Source organism: Halomonas sp. ND22Bw, from assembly GCF_003011945.1.
GTDB lineage: Bacteria > Pseudomonadota > Gammaproteobacteria > Pseudomonadales > Halomonadaceae > Halomonas > Halomonas halophila.
This window is the reverse complement of sequence record NZ_PXWD01000007.1, coordinates 139,967-158,150: the sequence shown is the minus strand read 5'-3', so window position 1 is coordinate 158,150 and position 18,184 is coordinate 139,967. Positions and strand designations below refer to the sequence as shown.

The window sequence follows — 18,184 nt, the reverse complement described above, 5'->3', positions numbered from 1 at the left end:
TTGTTCGAGAAGTAGGAAATGAGAAGTGGGGAATCGGACACGAAAACGCGCCCGCCATTATGCCATCGGCGGGCGCGTTACGAAGTAAGGACAGTCGGGGCGATCTGGACAAGCTTCGGGGCTTGTCCGGCGACAGGTCTCCGCGAGGCGCTATGAACCCTTCCCTGGGCGCTACCTACGCCCTGCTTCGCTATCGCGTCCTGCTCCGCTTGCAGGGCCGGTGCTGGCCATCCATGGCCAGCCCGTTCGAAGCAGTGCTTCTCACCCATGGCGTAGGACCCTCCCTACGACCTGCCTCCGGCGCCCTCTCGCCTATGACCTGCTAGCCGAAAACGACCTTGGCCACATCCCGATAATGCCCCGCAAAGTGCACCGTGACGTCCTCCTTGAGGTAGTCCGGCAGCTCCTCGTAGTCGCGGCGGTTGGCCTCGGGCAGGATCACCTCGAAGATCTCGCTGCGGCGGGCGGCGATCACCTTCTCGCGGATGCCGCCCACCGGCAGCACGTGGCCGGTCAGGGTCAGCTCGCCGGTCATCGCCAGCGGCCGGTCGATGGGCCGGTGCTTGGCCAGCGACAGCAGCGCGGTGGTCATGGTCACGCCGGCCGAGGGGCCGTCCTTGGGCGTGGCGCCCTCCGGCACGTGCAGGTGCACGAAGGCGGAGTCGAAGAAGTCCGGGTCGGCGCCGTACTCGCCGAGATGGCCCAGCGCGTAGCTGTAGGCGATGTTGGCGGACTCCTTCATCACGTCGCCGAGCTGGCCGGTGAGCTTGAAGCCGCGATCCAGGGCGTGCACCTTGCCGGCCTCCACCGACAGCGTCGCGCCGCCCATGGCGGTCCAGGCCAAGCCGGTCACCACGCCCTCGCCCTTCATCACCTTCTCCTTGCGGAAGGTGGGTGCGCCGAGGAACTCCTCGAGGTTCTTCACCGAGACCTTGACCGTCTGCTGGTCGTTCTCGAGCAGCTTGACCGCGGACTTGCGCACGATGCGGTGCAGCTGCTTCTCGAGCTGGCGTACCCCGGCCTCGCGGGCATAGCCCTCGATCACCTGGCGCAGCGCGGCGTCGGTGAGGTTGAGGCGCTTCTTGGGGATGCGATCGCGCTCGAGCAGCTTGGGCCACAGGTGATGCTTGGCGATGGCCATCTTCTCCTGGGCGATGTAGCCGGAGAGGCGAATCTGCTCCATGCGGTCGAGCAGCGCCGCCGGGATCGAGTCCAGGGTGTTGGCGGTGCACACGAACAGCACCTTGGACAGGTCCAGGCGCACGTCCAGATAGTGGTCCAGGAAGTCGACGTTCTGCTCCGGGTCGAGCACCTCGAGCAGCGCCGAGGCCGGGTCGCCCTGGAACGACTGGCCGAGCTTGTCGATCTCGTCGAGCATGATCACCGGGTTCTCGACGCCGACCTCCTTGACCGCTTGCACCAGCTTGCCGGGCATGGCGCCGACGTAGGTACGACGGTGGCCCTTGATCTCGGCCTCGTCGCGCATGCCGCCCACCGAGAAGCGGTAGAACTCGCGGCCCAGCGCCTCGGCGATGGAGCGCCCCACCGAGGTCTTGCCGACGCCCGGCGGGCCCACCAGCAGCAGGATCGAGCCGCCGACGTCGCCCTTGAAGGTGCCCTCGGCGAGGAACTCGACGATGCGCTCCTTCACGTCCGCGAGGCCGTCGTGGTCGCGGTCGAGCACCTCCCGGGCGTGGCCCAGGTCGAGCTGGTCGTCGCTGGTCAGCCCCCACGGCAGCGAGGTCAGCCAGTCCAGGTAGTGGCGGGTGGTGCCGTACTCCGGCGAGCCGGTCTCCAGCACCGAGAGCTTGTCGAGCTCGTCGTCGATGCGTTCCTGCACGCGCTCCGGTACCGTCTTGTCCTCGAGGCGGGCGCGGAAGGTATCGACGTCGTTCTCGCGATCGTCCTTGGAGATACCCAGCTCACGCTGGATGATCTTGAGCTGCTCGCGCAGGAAGAACTCCCGCTGGCGCTCCTGCATCTGGGCGTTGACCTGCTCGCTGATCTCGCTCTGCAGCCGGGCGACGTCGATCTCCTTGCGCAGCAGCGGCAGCACCTTCTGCATGCGCTCCATCACCGGCAGCGACTCCAGCACGTCCTGCAGCTCGGGCCCCTTGGCCGAGGTGATGGCGGCGGCGAAGTCGGTCAGCGGGCCCGGTTCGTGGGGGCTGAAGCGGTTGAGATAGTGCTTGAGCTCCTCGCCGTAGAGCGGGTTGATCGGCAGCAGCTCCTTGATGCCGTTGATCAGCGCCATGGCGTAGGCGCGGGTCTCCTCGTCCTCGGCGTCCACCGGCTCGCGGGGATAGCTGACCTCGACCAGGTACGGCGGCTCCTTGGACAGCCAGCGCTGGATGCGGAAGCGGCGCATGCCCTGGGCGATGAACTGCAGCTGCGAGTCCTCGCCCTGCAGCTTGTGCACCTTGACCGCGGTGCCCATCTCGGGGAAGTCGCCGGGGCTCAGATCCTCGACGCCGGCCTCGCCGACGAAGGCCAGGCCGACCATGTGGTGCGGCGTGTTGCCGACCCGACCGATGGTGTCCTCCCAGCGCTCGCGGTTGATCACCAGCGGCTGGACCTGGGCGGGGAAGAAGGGACGATTGTGGATCGGCAGCAGGTAGAGCCGCTCGGGCAGGGTATCGCTGGCCGGCACCACCGCGTGGCCGGCGCCCTCGTCGAGGTCCAGCTCGTCGTCCGTGTCGGCCTGGACCCATTCCAGGCCGTCCTGTTCGTAGCGCTGATCGTCTTCGCTCATGCGTACCTCATCCTGAAGGGACGGGACATCTCGACCCGTGATGTTTCCGCAATGCGGGCGACGACGCCGAACTTCAAGTCATCGCCAGCGTTCGAGCACCGGCGGCAGCGGGCGACCGTTGATCCTCACCGTGCCGCGCACCACGTCAACCTGCAGTTCCCGGGTGTCCAGCGGCAGCCCCAGCCCCAGAGCGATCACCGGCGGCAGGTGCTGCCACAGGAAGTCGCCGTCGACCCGCTCACGCCAGGCCGCGCGCTCCGCCTCGGACTTCAGCGCCATCGGGTCGAGGGCATCGAGGTCGCGGGCGTCGAAGACCAGCACGCCCTCGCCGTCGAGGGACAGCCCCAGCATGGGGCTCTCGAGGTCGGCCTCGAGGATATCCAGCCGCGGGGAATCGGACAGCAGCTCGCGCAGGGCCGGCGTCAGCATCTCGCCCAGGGAATGATCATCCGCCTCGGCATGGCCGAGTAACGCCTCGCGATGCAGCAGGGCCGACAGCTCGCGTAGCGCATCGGCATCCAGGCGCGACAGCTCGCCCGCCAGCTCGCCGGTCAGCAGCACCTCGTCGCCGGACAACACCTCGCCGACGTCGAGCCGGGCCTTCAGACGCAGCTCCTCGGCATCCAGCACGGTCCGGGTCTTCAGACTGAGTTCGGCGGCGTCGAAGGCCAGCTCCGGGGAGCGCCAGGCCAGGTTCTGGAGACGCCAGTGGTCGTCCTGATTGAAATGGAAGCCGTCCTGGGTATAGGCGAAGCGGCTCTCCAGCACCAGCGGGCCGGCACTCAGGCGGGTCTCGCCGTCGTCGAGGCGCAGCTCGGCGAGCCGCGCGCGCAGCCGCCAGTCGCCGACGTCGCCGTGGATCGCGACCCGGCCGCCCTGCAGGGTCAGGGTGCGCGCCTGCTGCTGAAAGACCAGGGGGGCGAGTTCCAGGGTGGCATCGAGGGTCGAGGCATAGGGGCGGAAATGGGCGTCCCAGCGGGGCGGCGCGGCGCCCACCGCCCGCTGGGCGGGCTCGATCTCCGGCGCGTGGGGGCGCAGGGTGCCGTCCAGCCGGGTCTCCAGCACGCCATGACGGGCGCGGTAGACCACGTCGAGATGCCAGGCATTGCCGAACAGCGGCGCCAGGTGGATCACGCCGTGGGAGGTCAGCCAGCCGCGTTCCACGTCGCTGCGCCGCACGCTCAGCTCGCCGCCCTGGCGAAGCTCGGCCACGAGCCGGGTGAGCTCGCGCTCGAACAGCAGGCCGGCGAGGGTCTGGGCCACCGCCCAGGCCAGGGCCAGCACCGCCAGCACCGGCACGATCAGGCGCTCCTTGCGCATCGCTCACTCCTTGTCGACGTGACGCCCTGCCCCGGGCCGAGGCGTCGACCTCAGTGGAGCCAGAACCACAGGTGCATGGTACACCAGGCGTAGGCGCTGGCCAGGACGTCATCGATCATGATGCCGAAGCCGCCGGCCACGCGGCGGTCGGCCCAGCGGATCGGCCAGGGCTTGAAGACGTCGAACACCCGGAAGACCACGAAGCCCCACAGGGCGGCCTCCCAGGAGAAGGGCACCGCCATCATGGTCAGCCAGTAGCCGACGAACTCGTCCCAGACGATGCCCGAGTGGTCGTGGACGCCGAGGTCGCGAGAGGTCTTCTCGCACAGCCAGACGCCCCACACGAAGGTGATGGCCACCACGAACAGGTACCAGCCCAGCGGCAGTTCCGACATCAGCCAGTAGAAGGGGATGGCCGCCAGGGTACCGACGGTGCCCGGGGCAAAGGGGACGGCGCCGCTGCCGAAGCCGAAAGCAAGGAAGTGGACCGGCCGGTGCCAGACGCTCTGGGGGGCGCGGTTCATGGCGTGTCTCCTGAGAAGTGCTGCCAGCCCGTGGCGCCGTCATCGGCGACGCCGGCGACCCCCGGGATGTCGGTGACGCGACCGATCGCGGTCAGCGCCAGCCCCTCGGCGGCCAGCCGCGCCCGGGCCGGTTCGAGGTGCGCCTCGGGCAGCGTCACCAGCAGTTCGTAGTCGTCGCCGCCGCGCAGGGCCGCGTCCATGACATCGTCGTCGCCGAGTGCCGCCACGAGCCCCTCGGCCAGCGGCAGTGCCTCGGGCGTCAGGGCGGCGCCCACGCCGGACGCCACGCAGAGATGACCGAGGTCGGCCAGCAGGCCGTCCGAGACATCGATCGCCGCGGAGGCCAGCTCGCGCAGTGCCAGGCCGGCGGCGAGACGCGGCTCGGGGCGCAGGTAGCGGCGCAGCAGGGCATCGTCGGGATCGCGCTCGCCGGCCTGCCAACGGGCCAGACCGCCGGCGCCGCCGCCCAGCGCCCCGGTCACCGCGATCACCTCGCCGGGGCGCGCACCGGAGCGGGTCAGGGCCTCGCCCTCGGGCACCTCGCCCATCACTGTCACGCCCACCGCCAGCTCACCGCGAGTGACGTCGCCGCCGGCCAGCGTCACGCCGCTGGCGTCGCACAGGGCGTGGAAGCCGGCCGCGAAGTCAGCGACCCAGGCGTCATCGGCCTCGGGCAGGGTCAGCGACATCAGGCACCAGCGCGCCTCGGCGCCCATGGCGGCCAGGTCGCTGAGGCTGACCGCCAGCGCCCGGTGGCCGATGGTGGAAGCCGGGGCATCGGCGGGAAAGTGCACGTCGGCCACCGAAGTGTCGACGCTCACCGCCAGCCGCGTGCCGGGCGTGGGCGCGAGCAGCGCGCAGTCGTCGCCGACACCGAGGCTCATCCCCGCGGCATCGGCCGCGGGGCCAGGAGCGAGATGACGGGCGATCAGCTCGAATTCGCTGGACATCGGTTCGAAGCCTTCAGCGACGACGCGCGGAGACCTCGGCGCCGCGCAGCCTGGCGGCGAGCTTGTCGAGGATGCCGTTGACGTACTTGTGTCCCTCGGTGGCGCCGAAGGACTTGGCCAGCTCGACGCCCTCGTTGATCACCGCGCGGTACGGCACCTCGGGGCGCTTGGCGAGCTCGTAGGCCCCCAGGCGCAGGATCGCCAGCTCGATCAGGTCGAGGTCCTCGAGACGACGGTCGAGCAGCGGCGCGATGGTGGCATCCAGTTCGCGGCGGTGGCGGGCCACCTCGTGCAGCAGCTGGTGGAACAGCGCCAGGTCGGCGATGCCCATCACCTTGTGCCAGTTCTCGTGGTCCTCGAGATCCTCGTCGGCGATCTGGCTGCGGAACTCGGCCTCGACGGCGGCGATCGGCTTCTCGGTCAGCTGCCACTGGTAGAGGCCCTGGACGGCCAGTTCACGGGCCGCATGACGGGCCAGCTGTGCCTTGGACGGTTCGCGACGCTGTTCGCTCATCGGGCGTTCTCCCCGTCGCCGAAGCGGCGCAGCAGCGAGACCATTTCCATGGCCGCCATGGCCGCCTCGGTGCCCTTGTTGCCGGCCTTGGTGCCGGCACGCTCGATCGCCTGCTCGATGGAGTTGACGGTCAGCACGCCGTTGGCCACCGGGGTGTCGAACTCCAGCTGCAGGCGGCTCATGGCCGAGTTGCATTCGCCGGCCACGTGCTCGAAGTGCGGCGTGCCGCCGCGGATCACCGCGCCCAGGGCGATGACCGCATCGGGGCGGACCACCTGCAGCGCCCGCTTGATGGCCAGCGGCAGTTCCCAGGCCCCCGGGGTGTGCACGATGTCGATGTTCTCCTCGTCGACGCCGTGACGCGTCAGGCTGTCCACGGCGCCCTCGACCAGGCTGTCCACCACATGATGATTGAAGCGGCCCACCACGATCACGTAGCGGCCATCGACGTTGACGAAGCTGCCTTCGACTTGGGGAATCGGTTGCATGGTCTCTTTCCTGCTGAACCCGATGAAAACGGAATCGCCGGGGCGCGCGACGGTCGGCGCCCCGGCGAGATGTCGGATGAAGGCGTCAGGCGCCGTCGTCACCCTCGGCGGCCGGCGTCTGGCCGGGCTCGACGCGTTCGATCACTTCCAGGTCGAAGCCCGACAGCGCCGAGAACTTCCACGGCGAGCTGAGCAGGCGCATGCGGCCCACGCCCAGCTCGCGCAGGATCTGCGACCCGGTACCGATGGTGAGGTAGTTGCCGGCGCCATCGGAATCGGTGGTGCGCGGCGCCCGGCGACGCTCCAGGAAGACCTCGAGCAGGTCGTGAAGATCCTGCTGCGGGCGACCGTCGTCGAGCAGCACGAAGACCCCGTGCTCGGCGCCAGCAACCTCGGCGATCGCCTCGTGGGCGGTCCAGCTGTCGTGCTCGCCCTTCTGCAGCAGCAGCAGGTCGCGCATCACGTTGGACAGATGCACGCGCACCGTGGTCAGGTCCTCGGGATGCGGGCGCCCCTTGACCAGCGCCAGGTGATGGGCGCCCTGGATGCGATCGCGGAACACGTGCAGGGTCAGCTCGCCGTGGGGCGTCTGCACCGGCATCGACTCCAGCGACTCGACGGTCTGCTCGTTGTGGATGCGATAGTGAATCAGGTCGGCGATGGTGCCCATCTTCAGGCCGTGCTCGCGGGCGAAGGCCTCGAGCTCGGGGCGGCGCGCCATGCTGCCGTCCTCGTTCATCACCTCGCAGATCACGCCGCTGGGGTCCAGGCCGGCCAGGGCCGACAGGTCGCAGGCGGCCTCGGTGTGGCCGGCGCGGCGCAGCACGCCGCCGGGCTCGGCCATCAGCGGGAAGATGTGGCCGGGCTGGACGATATCGGTCGGCTCGGCGTCACGGGCCACCGCCGCCTGGACGGTGCGCGCGCGATCGGCGGCGGAGATTCCGGTGCTGACGCCCTCGGCGGCCTCGATGGAGAGCGTGAACTTGGTGCCGAAGCCGGAGCCGTTGTCGCGCACCATCAGCGGCAGCTGCAGGCGCTCGCAGCGCTCGCGGGTCATCGGCAGGCAGATCAGGCCGCGGGCGTGACGCGCCATGAAGTTGATGTGCTCGGCCTCCACCTTCTCGGCGGCCATGATGATATCGCCCTCGTTCTCGCGATCCTCATCGTCCATCAGGATCACCATCCGCCCCTGGCGGATGTCCTCGATCAGTTCGGCGATGGGGGCCAGGCCCCCGGAGGAGGAGTGCTCCATGGAATCTCCATTGACTCTGCTGCGGTCGTCGCGACGCGACGACACCGAAGTCGCCGTCGGGCGTCGTCCGCTCGAAACCGCGTCAGGGTACCGTGGCGTGACCGCCGGCGCTAGTAGCGGCTCGCCCGACGGCGCCCATCGGGCGGCCGGGCGACGTCCTCGGAACGGCGCGGCGAGGAGGCGCGTCCTGCCCTCAGGCGGGGCGCGCGGTGATGCGCCAGTCGCGACCCACGGCGCGGATGTCGAGGATCTCCAGCGGCTTCCGCTCGGCCATGGTCTCGAGGCCCGGCAGCGCGAACAGCGGCCGTGCCTCGCCGCCGAGCAGGGTCGGGGCGACGAACAGCTGCATCTCGTCGACCAGGCCGGCGTCCAGCATGGCGCCGGCCAGGGTCGCGCCGGTCTCGAGCAGCGCTTCGTTGATGGCCTCGCGTTCGGCGAGGTGGGCCAGCAGGGCCGCCAGGTCGACGCGGCCGTCCTCGCCCGCGGGCAGCGCCAGCACCTCGGCGCCGGCGGCCTCGAGCCGAGCACGGCGCTCGGCGTCGTGGCCGTCGACGGTGGCCACCAGGGTGCGGCCCGGCTCGCGCAGGCAGGCCGCCGCCTCGGGCAGACGCAGGCGCGAGTCGACCACCACCCGCAGCGGCTGGCGGGCGGCGATCGCCTCCGCATCGGGCAGCTCGAGCTGATCGGCGCGCAGGGTCAGCCGGGAGTTGTCGAAGATCACCGACTCGACGCCGGTGATCACCGCGCTGGAGCGGGCCCGCAGGCGCTGCACCTGGCAGCGCGCCCGGGGCCCGGTGATCCACTGGGACTCGCCGGAACGCATGGCGGTGCGTCCGTCGAGACTCATCGCCATCTTCAGCCGCACGAAGGGCCGGCCCTCGGCCATGCGCGAGATGAAGCCGGGATTCAGCGCGCGGGCCTGGGCCTCGAGCAGGCCGACCTCGACCTCGATGCCGGCCGCGCGCAGCCGGGCGACGCCGTTGCCGGCCACCAGCGGGTTGGGGTCGCGCATGGCCACCACCACCTTCGCCACGCCGGCCTCGACCAGCGCCTCGGCGCAGGGGCCGGTGCGGCCGTGGTGGGAACAGGGTTCCAGGGTGACGTAGGCGGTGGCGCCTCGGGCGGCCTCGCCGGCGTCACGCAGGGCGTGAACCTCGGCGTGGGGTTCGCCGGCACGCTGGTGCCAGCCCTCGCCGACCCGGCGGCCGTCCTTGACCAGCACGCAACCCACCCGCGGGTTGGGGTCGGTGGTATAGAGGCCGCGCCGGGCCAGCACCAGGGCACGGGCCATCCAGCGCTCGGGGGAACGGACCACCGCGCTCATGATTCACCGGACCCGTCGGGCTGGAAGCTCGGCTCCTGGGCCAGGCGGTCGATCTCGGCGCGGAACTCGTCGATGTCCTGGAAGCGGCGATAGACCGAGGCGAAGCGGATGTAGGCCACCTGATCGAGGCGCTTCAGGGCATGCATGACCTCCTCGCCGACGTCCCGGGCGTGGATCTCGCGCTCGCCGCGGGCGCGCAGGGTCTGGCGGATGCGCTCCACCGCGGCCTCGATCGACTCGGCGCTAACCGGGCGCTTCTCCAGGGCGCGCAGCATGCCGGCGCGCAGCTTGGCCTCGTCGAACAGCTCCCGGGACCCGTCGCCCTTGATCACCCGCGGCATCACCAGCTCGGCGGTCTCGTAGGTGGTGAAGCGCTCGCCGCAGGCCGCGCACTGGCGCCGCCGCCGCACCTGATCGCCGTCGACGACCAGTCGGGAATCGGTCACGCGGGTGTCGGAGGCGCCGCAGAAGGGACAGTGCATAAGCAGGGTTCCGGGTCGAGGACGATGGTCGCCACATTGTAACGGTTTTGGCCCCGAAGCCCCAGCGAACCCCGGGAGCGCATCGCTGTCTGGAGAGGGTCACCCGTTCAAGGAGGATCGCCATGCGCGCCCTGCCCCGCCGCCTGCTGCCGGCCGCCCTGCTGCTGCCCCTCGTCGCGTCCGCCGACGAACTCCCCGCCCCGCTCCAGGCCCTCGAGGCCGAGGGTCTGACGATACACGGCCGCTTCGAGGCGCCCGACGGGCTGACCGGCTACGCCGCCAGCGCCGGCGGCCAGCCGATGACGATCTTCGTCACCGAGGGCGGCCAGCATGCGGTGATCGGCAATCTGGTGGACGCCGAGGGCGAGAACCTCTCCCGGGCGCCGCTGGACCGCCTGGTGCGCGCGCCAAAGGACGCCGAGACCTGGGGCGAGCTCGAGCAGAGCGCCTGGATCGCCGACGGCCGCGACGACGCCGAGCGCATCGTCTATGTGTTCACCGACCCCAACTGCCCCTACTGCCGCCAGTTCTGGCAGGCCGCCCGCCCCTGGGTGGAGGCCGGCGAGGTCCAGCTGCGCCACGTGATGGTCGGCATCCTCGCCGCCGACAGCCCGCGCAAGGCGGTCTCGCTGCTGGCCGCCGACGATCCCGCCGCGGCGCTGGCCGACCACGAGCGCGGCGACACGGTGGAGATCCTCGACGCCCTGCCCCGCCCGCTGGAGCTGGCGCTGCAGGAGAACCACAACCTGATGGACGGCCTCGGCCTGGTCGCCACCCCGGGCATCGTCTATCGACAGGACCGCCCGCAGGGCGGCGGCCTGCTGAAGACCACCCAGGGCATGCCGAGCGACGAGGCACTGACCGAGATCCTCGGCCCGCGCCCCTGATCACCGCGCCATCAACATTCGCGCCTACACCCGCCGGGCGATAAACCAGCCGACGACCATGGCGACCAGCATGGCGGCCAGCGGCAGGGTGATGCCCGAGACCGAGGCGAAGGCCGGCCCCGGGCAGTAGCCGGAGAGCCCCCAGCCGACGCCGAACAGCGCCGCGCCACCGAGCAGCCGCCCGTCCAGATCGCGCCGGGTCGGCAGCTGAAAGACGCTGGCAAACAGCGGATTCGGCCGCCGCATGGCCAGCCGATAGCCGACGAAGTTGGTGACCACGGCGCCGCCGAGCACGAACATCAGGGTCGGGTCCCAGTCGCCGGCGACGTCGAGAAAGCCGAGCACCCGCGCCGGGTCGGTCATGCCGGAGATCGCGAGTCCAAGGCCGAACAGCAGCCCGGCGATATAGGCCATCACGGATCTCATGCGCCACCTCCAATCACGTGCCGGACCACGAACACGGTGACGATCGCCACCGCCAGGAACACCAGGGTCGCCGCCATCGAGCGCGGCGACAGCCGGGCCAGGCCGCACACCCCGTGGCCGCTGGTGCAGCCGCTGCCGATGCCGGTGCCCACGCCCACCAGCAGGCCGGCGACCAGCATGGTCATCACCCCGCCGGCGGGGGCGCCGATCACCGCCCCGGCCTGCCCCGCCACGTTGCCGAGCCCGCCGCCGGCCAGGATCACCAGCGCCGGCCCCGATACCAGCCCCAGCAGGAAGGCCAGCCGCCAGCCGCTGTCGCCCCTGGGGCGCGCGGTGAAGAGGGTGCCGAGGATGCCGCTGATGCCGGCTATGCGCCCCAGCGATATCATCAGCCAGGTCGCCGAGAGGCCGATCAGCACTCCGCCGATCAGGCCGTGAAGGCTTGCCGTCATGTCCACCGTCATGTCTCCTTTTCCGTCATCCTGCCGGGCGTCGCGTTCGCCACGGCCTCACCTTCATGCAGCGCCTGCCAGGCATCGAAGGTGCTCAGGAACACCCGGCCGCCGAGCTCGTGGCAGAAGTCGGTGGCCGCCAGGCGATCCATCACCGGCCCCTTGACCTCCGCCAGGTGCAGCGCCACCCCGGCGTCCTTCAGCCGCCGGTTGATCGCCTCCAGGCTCTCCAGCGCCGAGGCGTCGATCACGTTGACCGCCTGGCAGGCCAGCACGAGGTGCTCGAGGCCCGGCTGGCGGGCCGCCAGCGCCATCACCGTGTCCTCCAGATAGCGGGCGTTGGCGAAGTAGAGGCTCTCGTCGACCCGCAGGATAGCCAGGCGCTCGTCGGTCTCCACCTCGTCGTAGCGCTGCACGTTACGGAAGTGCTCGCTGCCGGGTACCCGCCCCACCACGGCGCTGTGCGGGCGGCTGGTGCGGTACAGATGCAGCCCCAGCGACAGCGCCACGCCGGCCAGGATGCCGCTCTCCACGCCGTGCACCAGGGTCAGCGTCAGGGTCGCCAGCATGGCCACGCCGTCGGCCCGGGAATAGGCCCAGGTGCGGCGGATGGCGGGCAGATCGATCAGGGTGCCCACGGCGACGATGATGGTGGCGGCCAGCGTGGCCTTGGGCAGGAAGGCCAGCGGCGCGGTCAGCGTCAGGGTCGCCACGGCGATGCCCAACGCCGTGAAGGCGCCGGCCAGCGGCGTGGCGGCCCCGGCCTCGAAGTTGACCACCGAGCGCGAGAAGCCGCCGGACACCGGCGAGCCGCCGCTGGTGCCGGCGCCGAGGTTGGCCAGCCCCAGGGCGATCAGCTCGCGGTTGGGGTCGATGCGCTGGCGGCGCTTGGCGGCCAGGGTCTGGGCCACCGACACCGACTCCACGAAGCCCACCAGGCTGATCAGCAGCGCCGCCGGCGCCAGGCTCGACCACAGCCCCGGCTCGAGGCTCGGCAGCGCCAGCGACGGCAGCCCGCCCGGCACCTCGCCGACCAGCGCCACGCCGCGCTCGCCGAGCCCCAGTGCCCAGGCCAGCAGGGTGGTGACGATCACCGCCGAGACCGGCGCGGCCTTGGCCACGAGATCGGCGACCGAGGCCGACAGCCCCAGGCGTCGCAGCCCGCCCTTGAGATAGCGCCGGCACAGCACCAGGAAGCCCCAGACACCGACGCCGATCGCCAGGGTGGCCGGATTGACCGCGCCCAGCGCGGCGACCAGCGCCATGACCATCTCGACCAGGGTGTGGCCCGAGGCCTCGACGCCGAGCAGGTGGCGCAGCTGGCTGGCGGCGATCAGGATCCCCGAAGCGGTGACGAAGCCCGAGATCACCGGATGGCTCAGGAAGTTGGCCAGAAAGCCCAGCCGCAGCAGCCCCATGGCCACCAGCATCGCCCCGGAGAGCGCCGCCAGCACCAGGGCACCGCCCACGTACTCGGCGCTGCCCGGCGTGGCGATGGCGGACAGCGCCGAGGCGGTCATCAGCGAGGCCACCGCCACCGGCCCCACCGCCAGGGTGGCGCTGGTGCCGAAGATCGCGTAGAGGACCAGCGGCAGCATGCTGGCATAGAGCCCCACCTCCGGCGGCAGGCCGGCCAGCAGCGCATAGGCCAGGGCCTGGGGCACCAGCATCAAGGTGACGATCACCGCCGCCAGCAGGTCCCGGGCCAGGGTGCCGCGGCGGTAGCCGTGCAGCCAGCCGATCAGCGGAATCCAGCGTGAGGGCGTCATCGTGGTCTAGCGCTCATGACAGGGTCTCCCGACATCAGAAACGGTTGAGCGGCACCTTGAGGTAGACCTGGCCGTTGTCCTCGGCCGGCGGCATCTCGCCGGCGCGCATGTTGACCTGCACCGAGGGGATGATCAGCCGCGGCATGCCCAGGGTGGCGTCGCGCTCGGTGCGCAGGGTCACGAAGTCGTCCTCGCCGACGCCCTCGTGGACGTGGATGTTATGCGCGCGCTGCTCGGCCACGCTGGTCTCGTGCCGGAACGCCTCGCGATCCGGCGCCTTGTAGTCATGGCACAGGAACAGCCGCGTCTCGGCAGGCAGCGCCAGCACCTTCTGGATGGAGCGATAGAGGGTGCGGGCATCGCCGCCGGGGAAGTCGCAGCGCGCGGTGCCGTAGTCGGGCATGAACAGGGTGTCGCCGACGAAGGCCGCGTCGCCGATCACGTAGGTCAGGCAGGCCGGCGTGTGGCCCGGGGTGTGCAGCACCCGGCCCTCGAGGCCGCCGATGGCGAAGGTGTCGCCCTCCTCGAACAGGCGGTCGAACTGGCTGCCGTCGCGGGCGAACTCGGTGCCGGCGTTGAAGGCCTTGCCGAAGATCTCCTGCACCTCGACGATGCGCGCGCCGATGCCGGTGCGGCCGCCGAGCTTCTGGTGCAGGTAGGGCGCCGCCGAGAGGTGGTCGGCGTGGACGTGGGTCTCGAGCACCCACTCGACGCTGAGCCCCTGGCGCGCGATGAAGGCGATGATGGCGTCGGCCGAACGCACGTCGGTGTGGCCGGCGGCATAGTCGAAGTCGAGCACCGAATCGAGGATGGCGCAGGCCGTGGAGTCCGCGTCGCGGACCACGTAGCTGAAGGTGTTGGTGGGCTCGTCGAAGAAGGCCGTGACGATGGGCTGCTGGGACATGGGGTGCCTCCGTGTGCAGCAGAGGGTGAAGAGCGACGGACGCGGCGCGTCCCGATGGCGGTTGGCGATAGCCGCAGCATAACAAGATATTTTGTTCTAACGTTAGATTTATTTTTTATATATAGCGCGCCGGCAGATAGCACTGCGCCATAGGCCAGACGCAGCACCTGTGCGCCATGAAGCAAGATGGGAGCCTGGCTGGAAAAGTCGGCGAGCAATCAGAGTTCGATGCGCTGACGGTAGGTCGCTATCTCCGCCTCGATGCCGGCTTCGGCCAACGCCGCCTGCAGCGCCCGCTGGGCCCCGGGCTCGCCGTGCACCAGGAAGAACCGGGGCCGATCGTGGAAGGCGCCCGCCCAGCCGATCAGCTCCTGCTGGCCGGCATGGGCCGAGAAGCCGCCCAGGGTGTGTATCCGGGCCTTGACCGCCAGGTCCTCGCCCAGCACCCGCACCCGCTCGGCCCCCTCGACCAGCTGGCGCCCCAGGGTGCCCTCGGCCTGGAAGCCGACGATCACCAGGTGAGTGCTTTCACGTTCCAGGTTGTAGCGCAGGTGATGGACGATGCGCCCACCGGTACACATGCCCGAGCCGGCGATGATGATGGCCCCGCCGTGGATGCGGTTGATGGCCATCGACTCCTCCACGTCGCGGGTCAGGCGCAGGTTCGGCAGGTACTGATCGGGGTCGCCGTGGGCGGCGACGTTGAGCACCTTCAGGTCCTCGGGGTCGAGCGCCTTGCGCTTGCGCCCATAGAGCTCGGTGACGCGGATCGCCATGGGGCTGTCGAGGAACACCAGCTGCTGGGGCAGGCGCCCGGCGTGGTAGAGCACGCTCAGGTGGTAGAGGATCTCCTGGGTGCGCCCCACCGCGAAGGCCGGGATCAGCACGTTGCCGCCGTCGGCGTGGGCCTCCTCGAGCACCCGGCGGAATTCCTCGAGGGTGTCGTCGAGGGGGCGATGATCGCGATCGCCGTAGGTGCTCTCCATCAGCACCACATCGGCGTCATGGACCTTCTCCGGGTCCTTCATCAGCACCGAGTCGGGGTTGCCCAGGTCGCCGGAGAATACCAGCCGCCGCCGCTGGCCACCGGAGGGAATCGCCAGCTCGACCATCGCCGAGCCGAGGATGTGGCCGGCATCGCGGAACACCAGGGTGACGCCGCCGGGCAACGCCACCGGCTGGCCGTAGCGGTGGGGTTCGCACTGGGCCAGGGTGCGGGCCACGTCGTCCTCGTCGTAGAGCGGCTCGATGGCGGGCTTGCCGGCCCGCGACCGCCAGCGGTTCTCCCACTCCACGTCCTTGGCCATCACGAAGGCGGCGTCGACCAGCATGATCTCGAGCAGCTCGGCGGTATCCGCGGTGCAATGGATCGGCCCCCGATAGCCCTCGCGGACCAGCCTGGGCAAGCGCCCGGCGTGGTCGAGATGGCCGTGGGAGAGCACCACCGACTCGAGCTCCTCGGCCAGGCGTCCGAAGGGCACGGCATTGGCGCCTTCGGCCTCGCGTCCCCCCTGGTGCAGGCCGCATTCCAGCAGCAGCCGGTGAGGACGGGGCTCGCCGTCCACCTCGAGCAGATAGCGAGAGCCGGTGACCTCGCCCACCGCCCCCAGAAAGGTCAAGCTCGACATGACCACCTCCCCTGCGCGCCCTGGGACTCCTCTTCGAGCATAACCAAACCACGCCCGACGCGCCTTGGCTCAAGTCATCGTCGGCGCGGCCGATACCCTCGACAAGCATCGCATCCGCCACCATCGCATCGAGAAAAGGAACCGCCGGTGTTCGCATCACGTCGACTCGCCCGAAGCTGTCTGGTCCTGGCGCTGGCCGCCCTGCAGACGGGCTGCCTCTATCGCCAAATGAGCCAGGCTCCCGTGGCCACGACCTATCCCTACAGCGAGCAGCAGCGCATGCAGGCCGCCCACCACTGGGAGGTGCTGGCCCGCCACGAGGCCGACCGCATGCTCGACAGCGAACGCCTGCGCTTCCGGCCGCTCTACCTGACCCCAGCCTCGGCGCCGGAGAACGGCGAATTCGCCCGGGGATACCGCGCCCTGCTGACCAGCGAACTGGTCAGCGGCGGCGCCCCGGTGACGCTCGACCCGCTGAACGCCCTCGAGGTGCGTTTCGACGTCGAACTGGTGGAGCACCGAGACCGCGGCTTCGTCAGGCCGCCGGAAGGCGCCTTCACCGCCCTGGCGGCCGGCGTCGCCGTGGCCACGATTCCCATCAACCATTGGGCCGAACCCGCACTGGGGCTCATTCCCGCCGCGATGGGGGCCGATGTGGTCAGCGGCAGCTGGACCCATACCGGCAACGAGGAGGTGATCATCACCACCCAGGTGCTGGACGGCACCGAGATCCTGTACTCCTCCTCCAACCTCTACTACGTCAACCGCGGCGATCGCGATCAGTACGCCCCCGACCGGGCGGTCAGACAAGCGCCGCCGCCCCCGCCCAGCGTCTCGGTCTCCTCACAATGGTAAGCCTCGCCATGCTTCCTACTCTGCGCTCCTGCCGGCGACTGCTGCCGGCCATCGCCCTGGGACTGACCCTCAGTGCCTGCGCCAACCTGCCCGGCATGGGCAATGACGATCCTCCCCCACCGCCGACGCTGAACGAGGTCATCGAGGAGGCCGCGGCCGAGATGGTCGAGGCCAATCCCGGCCTTGAACGCTACGACCCGATCATCGCCGCCTCCTTCGCCGATATCGACGATCTCAGCCGTTCCTCCACCCTAGGACGCATGGCCACCGAGATCGCCGCGTCCTCGCTGACTCAGGCCGGGCTGGACGTTCGCGAGGTCAGAATGCGCGGCAGCCTGTTCATCCAGGAACAGACCGGCGAGCTGATGCTGTCGCGCCAGGCGCAACGGCTGACCGCCAACCACGGCGCCCGCGCCATCCTGGTGGGCACCTACGCCCAGAGCGAGCAGAACCTGTACATGAGCATGCGGCTGATCCGCAGCAGCGACGCCATGGTGCTGAGCGCGGCCAGCATGCGGCTGCCGATGAACAACGACCTGCGCGGCATGCTGGGCTGGTAAGCAGGAAAGAAAGCGCCGGACGCCGTAAAGGCGGCGTCAGCGTGCCTGGATGACCACCTCGACCCGGCGGTTGCGGGCGCGCCCCTCGGCGGTGTCATCGGAGGCCAGCGGACGGGTGTCGGCCAGGCCCACGGCCTTGAGCCGCGCGGGATCGACGCCGTCCTCGATCAGCGCCTCGACGATGGCGATGGCTCGGGCGCTGGACAGCGACCAGTTGGAAGGGAAGCGCGGCGTCTGGATCGGCCGACTGTCGGTGTGGCCCTGGACCTCGACCTCGCCGGGCTGGCGGGCCACCACCTCGCGCAGCCGCTCGGCGACCAGTGCCCGGCCCTCGTCGGTGAGCTCGGCCTGAGCGGAGGGGAACAGCAGCCGGTCCTCGACCCGCAGGCGCACGCCCTCCGGCACCCGAGACACCTCGACGCCGTCGAGATCCGGCAGGTAAGGCGCGGCGGCCACCGCCTCGGCGACCTCGCGGGCGGCGAGGGTCAGCGTCTCGGCGGCCTCCGGAGCCGGCGCCACGCCGGCGGGCAGCCGGTCGGTGAGGATCACCATGTAGTCGGCCAGTGGCGCCTCGGCATCATGACCCTCGGGCAGCGCCAGCATCGGCAGCGTCGGCATCGGTTCGGCCTCGTCGACGACGGCCTGCTGGCGGGCCAGCAGCGCGGGCGGTGCCGGCACGACCGCCCGCGACGGCAACCCGGCCACGCCCAGGGCCGCGGTGATCGCGGATGGCGCCAGGCTCGCGAAGCGGGCCGGCGCCGTCGGGATCTCCATGGCCTGACTCAGCTCCGCCGGCAGCGGCACGCCGAGACGACGCGACGCGCTGCCGGGCTCGGCCACCTCGGCGATCACCGTCTCGTCCGCGTCCGGCGCGGCGTCGTCGGAGCGATGCGTCAGCGCGATCATCAGCACAAACAGCGCGACCAGCAGGGTCAGCACGTCGATATAGCTGACCATCCAGCCGTGACCGCTCTCGTCGTGGTGATGATCCGGCAGGAGGGACTCGTGGCGGGACAGGCCGCGGGGATGCTGCATGGCTCGACTCGGCAATGACGTGGCGGAGCGCCAAGCCTAACGCCTGCCCCGCCCCGCCGAAG

At 70.5% G+C, this 18,184-nt stretch carries 18 protein-coding genes; 3 read left to right on the top strand and 15 right to left on the bottom strand.

Going from position 1 to position 18,184, the window contains the following annotated elements; genetic code table 11:
• Positions 1 to 322: 322 nt before the first annotated feature.
• The 9 genes from lon to nrdR all read right to left on the bottom strand — a co-directional run bounded on the left by lon (position 323) and on the right by nrdR (position 9,606).
• Positions 323 to 2,752 (bottom strand): endopeptidase La, encoded by a 2,430-nt coding sequence (lon, locus tag CVH10_RS10920; protein ID WP_106488696.1) that lies wholly within the window; start codon positions 2,750 to 2,752, stop codon positions 323 to 325.
• Between the two features lie 78 nt (positions 2,753 to 2,830).
• The gene (locus CVH10_RS10915; protein ID WP_035597761.1) at positions 2,831 to 4,072 is read right to left on the bottom strand and encodes a DUF945 family protein; all 1,242 of its coding nucleotides are present in this window, start codon (positions 4,070 to 4,072) and stop codon (positions 2,831 to 2,833) included.
• A 50-nt stretch (positions 4,073 to 4,122) separates the two neighbouring features.
• A complete protein-coding gene (locus tag CVH10_RS10910) occupies positions 4,123 to 4,596 on the bottom strand; it encodes a phosphatidylglycerophosphatase A (protein WP_035597758.1) in 474 nt (157 codons plus the stop codon).
• Complete coding sequence (gene thiL, locus CVH10_RS10905; protein ID WP_106488695.1) at positions 4,593 to 5,546, bottom strand: thiamine-phosphate kinase; 954 nt, start codon at positions 5,544 to 5,546, stop codon at positions 4,593 to 4,595. Before thiL ends, CVH10_RS10910 begins: the two co-directional genes overlap by 4 nt.
• Before the next feature lie 13 nt (positions 5,547 to 5,559).
• Complete coding sequence (nusB, locus tag CVH10_RS10900; RefSeq protein WP_035597752.1) at positions 5,560 to 6,060, bottom strand: transcription antitermination factor NusB; 501 nt, start codon at positions 6,058 to 6,060, stop codon at positions 5,560 to 5,562.
• A complete protein-coding gene (gene ribE, locus CVH10_RS10895; RefSeq protein WP_106488694.1) occupies positions 6,057 to 6,548 on the bottom strand; it encodes a 6,7-dimethyl-8-ribityllumazine synthase in 492 nt (163 codons plus the stop codon). Before ribE ends, nusB begins: the two co-directional genes overlap by 4 nt.
• A gap of 85 nt (positions 6,549 to 6,633) precedes the next feature.
• Entirely contained in the window at positions 6,634 to 7,800 is a 1,167-nt protein-coding gene (gene ribBA, locus CVH10_RS10890; RefSeq protein ID WP_106488693.1) for a bifunctional 3,4-dihydroxy-2-butanone-4-phosphate synthase/GTP cyclohydrolase II, read from the bottom strand.
• A 193-nt stretch (positions 7,801 to 7,993) separates the two neighbouring features.
• Positions 7,994 to 9,124 (bottom strand): bifunctional diaminohydroxyphosphoribosylaminopyrimidine deaminase/5-amino-6-(5-phosphoribosylamino)uracil reductase RibD, encoded by a 1,131-nt coding sequence (ribD, locus tag CVH10_RS10885; RefSeq protein WP_035597742.1) that lies wholly within the window; start codon positions 9,122 to 9,124, stop codon positions 7,994 to 7,996.
• Entirely contained in the window at positions 9,121 to 9,606 is a 486-nt protein-coding gene (gene nrdR / locus CVH10_RS10880; protein WP_016856619.1) for a transcriptional regulator NrdR, read from the bottom strand. The genes ribD and nrdR overlap by 4 nt, the downstream gene beginning before the upstream one ends.
• A 122-nt stretch (positions 9,607 to 9,728) precedes the next feature.
• On the opposite strand from nrdR, the gene dsbG reads away from it, so the two are divergent.
• Complete coding sequence (gene dsbG / locus CVH10_RS10875) at positions 9,729 to 10,493, top strand: thiol:disulfide interchange protein DsbG (RefSeq protein ID WP_106488692.1); 765 nt, start codon at positions 9,729 to 9,731, stop codon at positions 10,491 to 10,493.
• Positions 10,494 to 10,517: 24 nt separating this feature from the next.
• On the opposite strand, the gene CVH10_RS10870 is transcribed toward dsbG, so the two are convergent.
• From CVH10_RS10870 to CVH10_RS10850, 5 genes are all read right to left on the bottom strand, one after another.
• On the bottom strand, positions 10,518 to 10,919 hold the full coding sequence (locus tag CVH10_RS10870; protein ID WP_181244391.1) for a DUF6691 family protein: 402 nt from the start codon (positions 10,917 to 10,919) through the stop codon (positions 10,518 to 10,520).
• On the bottom strand, positions 10,916 to 11,377 hold the full coding sequence (locus CVH10_RS10865; protein WP_106488690.1) for a YeeE/YedE family protein: 462 nt from the start codon (positions 11,375 to 11,377) through the stop codon (positions 10,916 to 10,918). The genes CVH10_RS10870 and CVH10_RS10865 overlap by 4 nt, the downstream gene beginning before the upstream one ends.
• Before the next feature lie 2 nt (positions 11,378 to 11,379).
• Positions 11,380 to 13,140, bottom strand: a complete 1,761-nt coding sequence (locus CVH10_RS10860) for a SulP family inorganic anion transporter (RefSeq protein WP_106488689.1) — start codon at positions 13,138 to 13,140, stop codon at positions 11,380 to 11,382.
• Between the two features lie 34 nt (positions 13,141 to 13,174).
• Positions 13,175 to 14,044: an MBL fold metallo-hydrolase gene (locus tag CVH10_RS10855; protein ID WP_106488688.1), complete on the bottom strand. Its 870-nt coding sequence runs from the start codon at positions 14,042 to 14,044 to the stop codon at positions 13,175 to 13,177.
• A gap of 218 nt (positions 14,045 to 14,262) precedes the next feature.
• Positions 14,263 to 15,672, bottom strand: coding sequence for an MBL fold metallo-hydrolase RNA specificity domain-containing protein (locus tag CVH10_RS10850; protein WP_106488687.1), 1,410 nt, complete (start codon positions 15,670 to 15,672; stop codon positions 14,263 to 14,265).
• A gap of 147 nt (positions 15,673 to 15,819) precedes the next feature.
• Between CVH10_RS10850 and CVH10_RS10845 the strand changes: the two genes are divergently transcribed.
• Both CVH10_RS10845 and CVH10_RS10840 read left to right on the top strand, forming a co-directional pair.
• Positions 15,820 to 16,527, top strand: coding sequence for a hypothetical protein (locus CVH10_RS10845; protein WP_369335783.1), 708 nt, complete (start codon positions 15,820 to 15,822; stop codon positions 16,525 to 16,527).
• Between the two features lie 8 nt (positions 16,528 to 16,535).
• Positions 16,536 to 17,087, top strand: a complete 552-nt coding sequence (locus tag CVH10_RS10840; protein ID WP_369335782.1) for a FlgO family outer membrane protein — start codon at positions 16,536 to 16,538, stop codon at positions 17,085 to 17,087.
• A gap of 36 nt (positions 17,088 to 17,123) precedes the next feature.
• Here the strand turns inward: CVH10_RS10840 and CVH10_RS10835 are convergent, their stop codons facing one another.
• A complete protein-coding gene (locus CVH10_RS10835) occupies positions 17,124 to 18,122 on the bottom strand; it encodes a flagellar motor protein MotB (RefSeq protein WP_106488686.1) in 999 nt (332 codons plus the stop codon).
• Positions 18,123 to 18,184 lie beyond the last annotated feature (62 nt).

Excerpts from the sequence above, each read along its gene's own strand:
- lon (WP_106488696.1), bottom strand. The coding sequence starts at position 2,752 with ATGAGCGAAGACGATCAGCGCTACGAACAGGACGGCCTGGAATGGGTC.
- CVH10_RS10915 (WP_035597761.1), bottom strand. The coding sequence starts at position 4,072 with ATGCGCAAGGAGCGCCTGATCGTGCCGGTGCTGGCGGTGCTGGCCCTG.
- CVH10_RS10910 (WP_035597758.1), bottom strand. The coding sequence starts at position 4,596 with ATGAACCGCGCCCCCCAGAGCGTCTGGCACCGGCCGGTCCACTTCCTT.
- thiL (WP_106488695.1), bottom strand. The coding sequence starts at position 5,546 with ATGTCCAGCGAATTCGAGCTGATCGCCCGTCATCTCGCTCCTGGCCCC.
- nusB (WP_035597752.1), bottom strand. The coding sequence starts at position 6,060 with ATGAGCGAACAGCGTCGCGAACCGTCCAAGGCACAGCTGGCCCGTCAT.
- ribE (WP_106488694.1), bottom strand. The coding sequence starts at position 6,548 with ATGCAACCGATTCCCCAAGTCGAAGGCAGCTTCGTCAACGTCGATGGC.
- ribBA (WP_106488693.1), bottom strand. The coding sequence starts at position 7,800 with ATGGAGCACTCCTCCTCCGGGGGCCTGGCCCCCATCGCCGAACTGATC.
- ribD (WP_035597742.1), bottom strand. The coding sequence starts at position 9,124 with ATGAGCGCGGTGGTCCGTTCCCCCGAGCGCTGGATGGCCCGTGCCCTG.
- nrdR (WP_016856619.1), bottom strand. The coding sequence starts at position 9,606 with ATGCACTGTCCCTTCTGCGGCGCCTCCGACACCCGCGTGACCGATTCC.
- dsbG (WP_106488692.1), top strand. The coding sequence starts at position 9,729 with ATGCGCGCCCTGCCCCGCCGCCTGCTGCCGGCCGCCCTGCTGCTGCCC.
- CVH10_RS10870 (WP_181244391.1), bottom strand. The coding sequence starts at position 10,919 with ATGAGATCCGTGATGGCCTATATCGCCGGGCTGCTGTTCGGCCTTGGA.
- CVH10_RS10860 (WP_106488689.1), bottom strand. The coding sequence starts at position 13,140 with ATGACGCCCTCACGCTGGATTCCGCTGATCGGCTGGCTGCACGGCTAC.
- CVH10_RS10855 (WP_106488688.1), bottom strand. The coding sequence starts at position 14,044 with ATGTCCCAGCAGCCCATCGTCACGGCCTTCTTCGACGAGCCCACCAAC.
- CVH10_RS10850 (WP_106488687.1), bottom strand. The coding sequence starts at position 15,672 with ATGTCGAGCTTGACCTTTCTGGGGGCGGTGGGCGAGGTCACCGGCTCT.
- CVH10_RS10840 (WP_369335782.1), top strand. The coding sequence starts at position 16,536 with ATGCTTCCTACTCTGCGCTCCTGCCGGCGACTGCTGCCGGCCATCGCC.
- CVH10_RS10835 (WP_106488686.1), bottom strand. The coding sequence starts at position 18,122 with ATGCAGCATCCCCGCGGCCTGTCCCGCCACGAGTCCCTCCTGCCGGAT.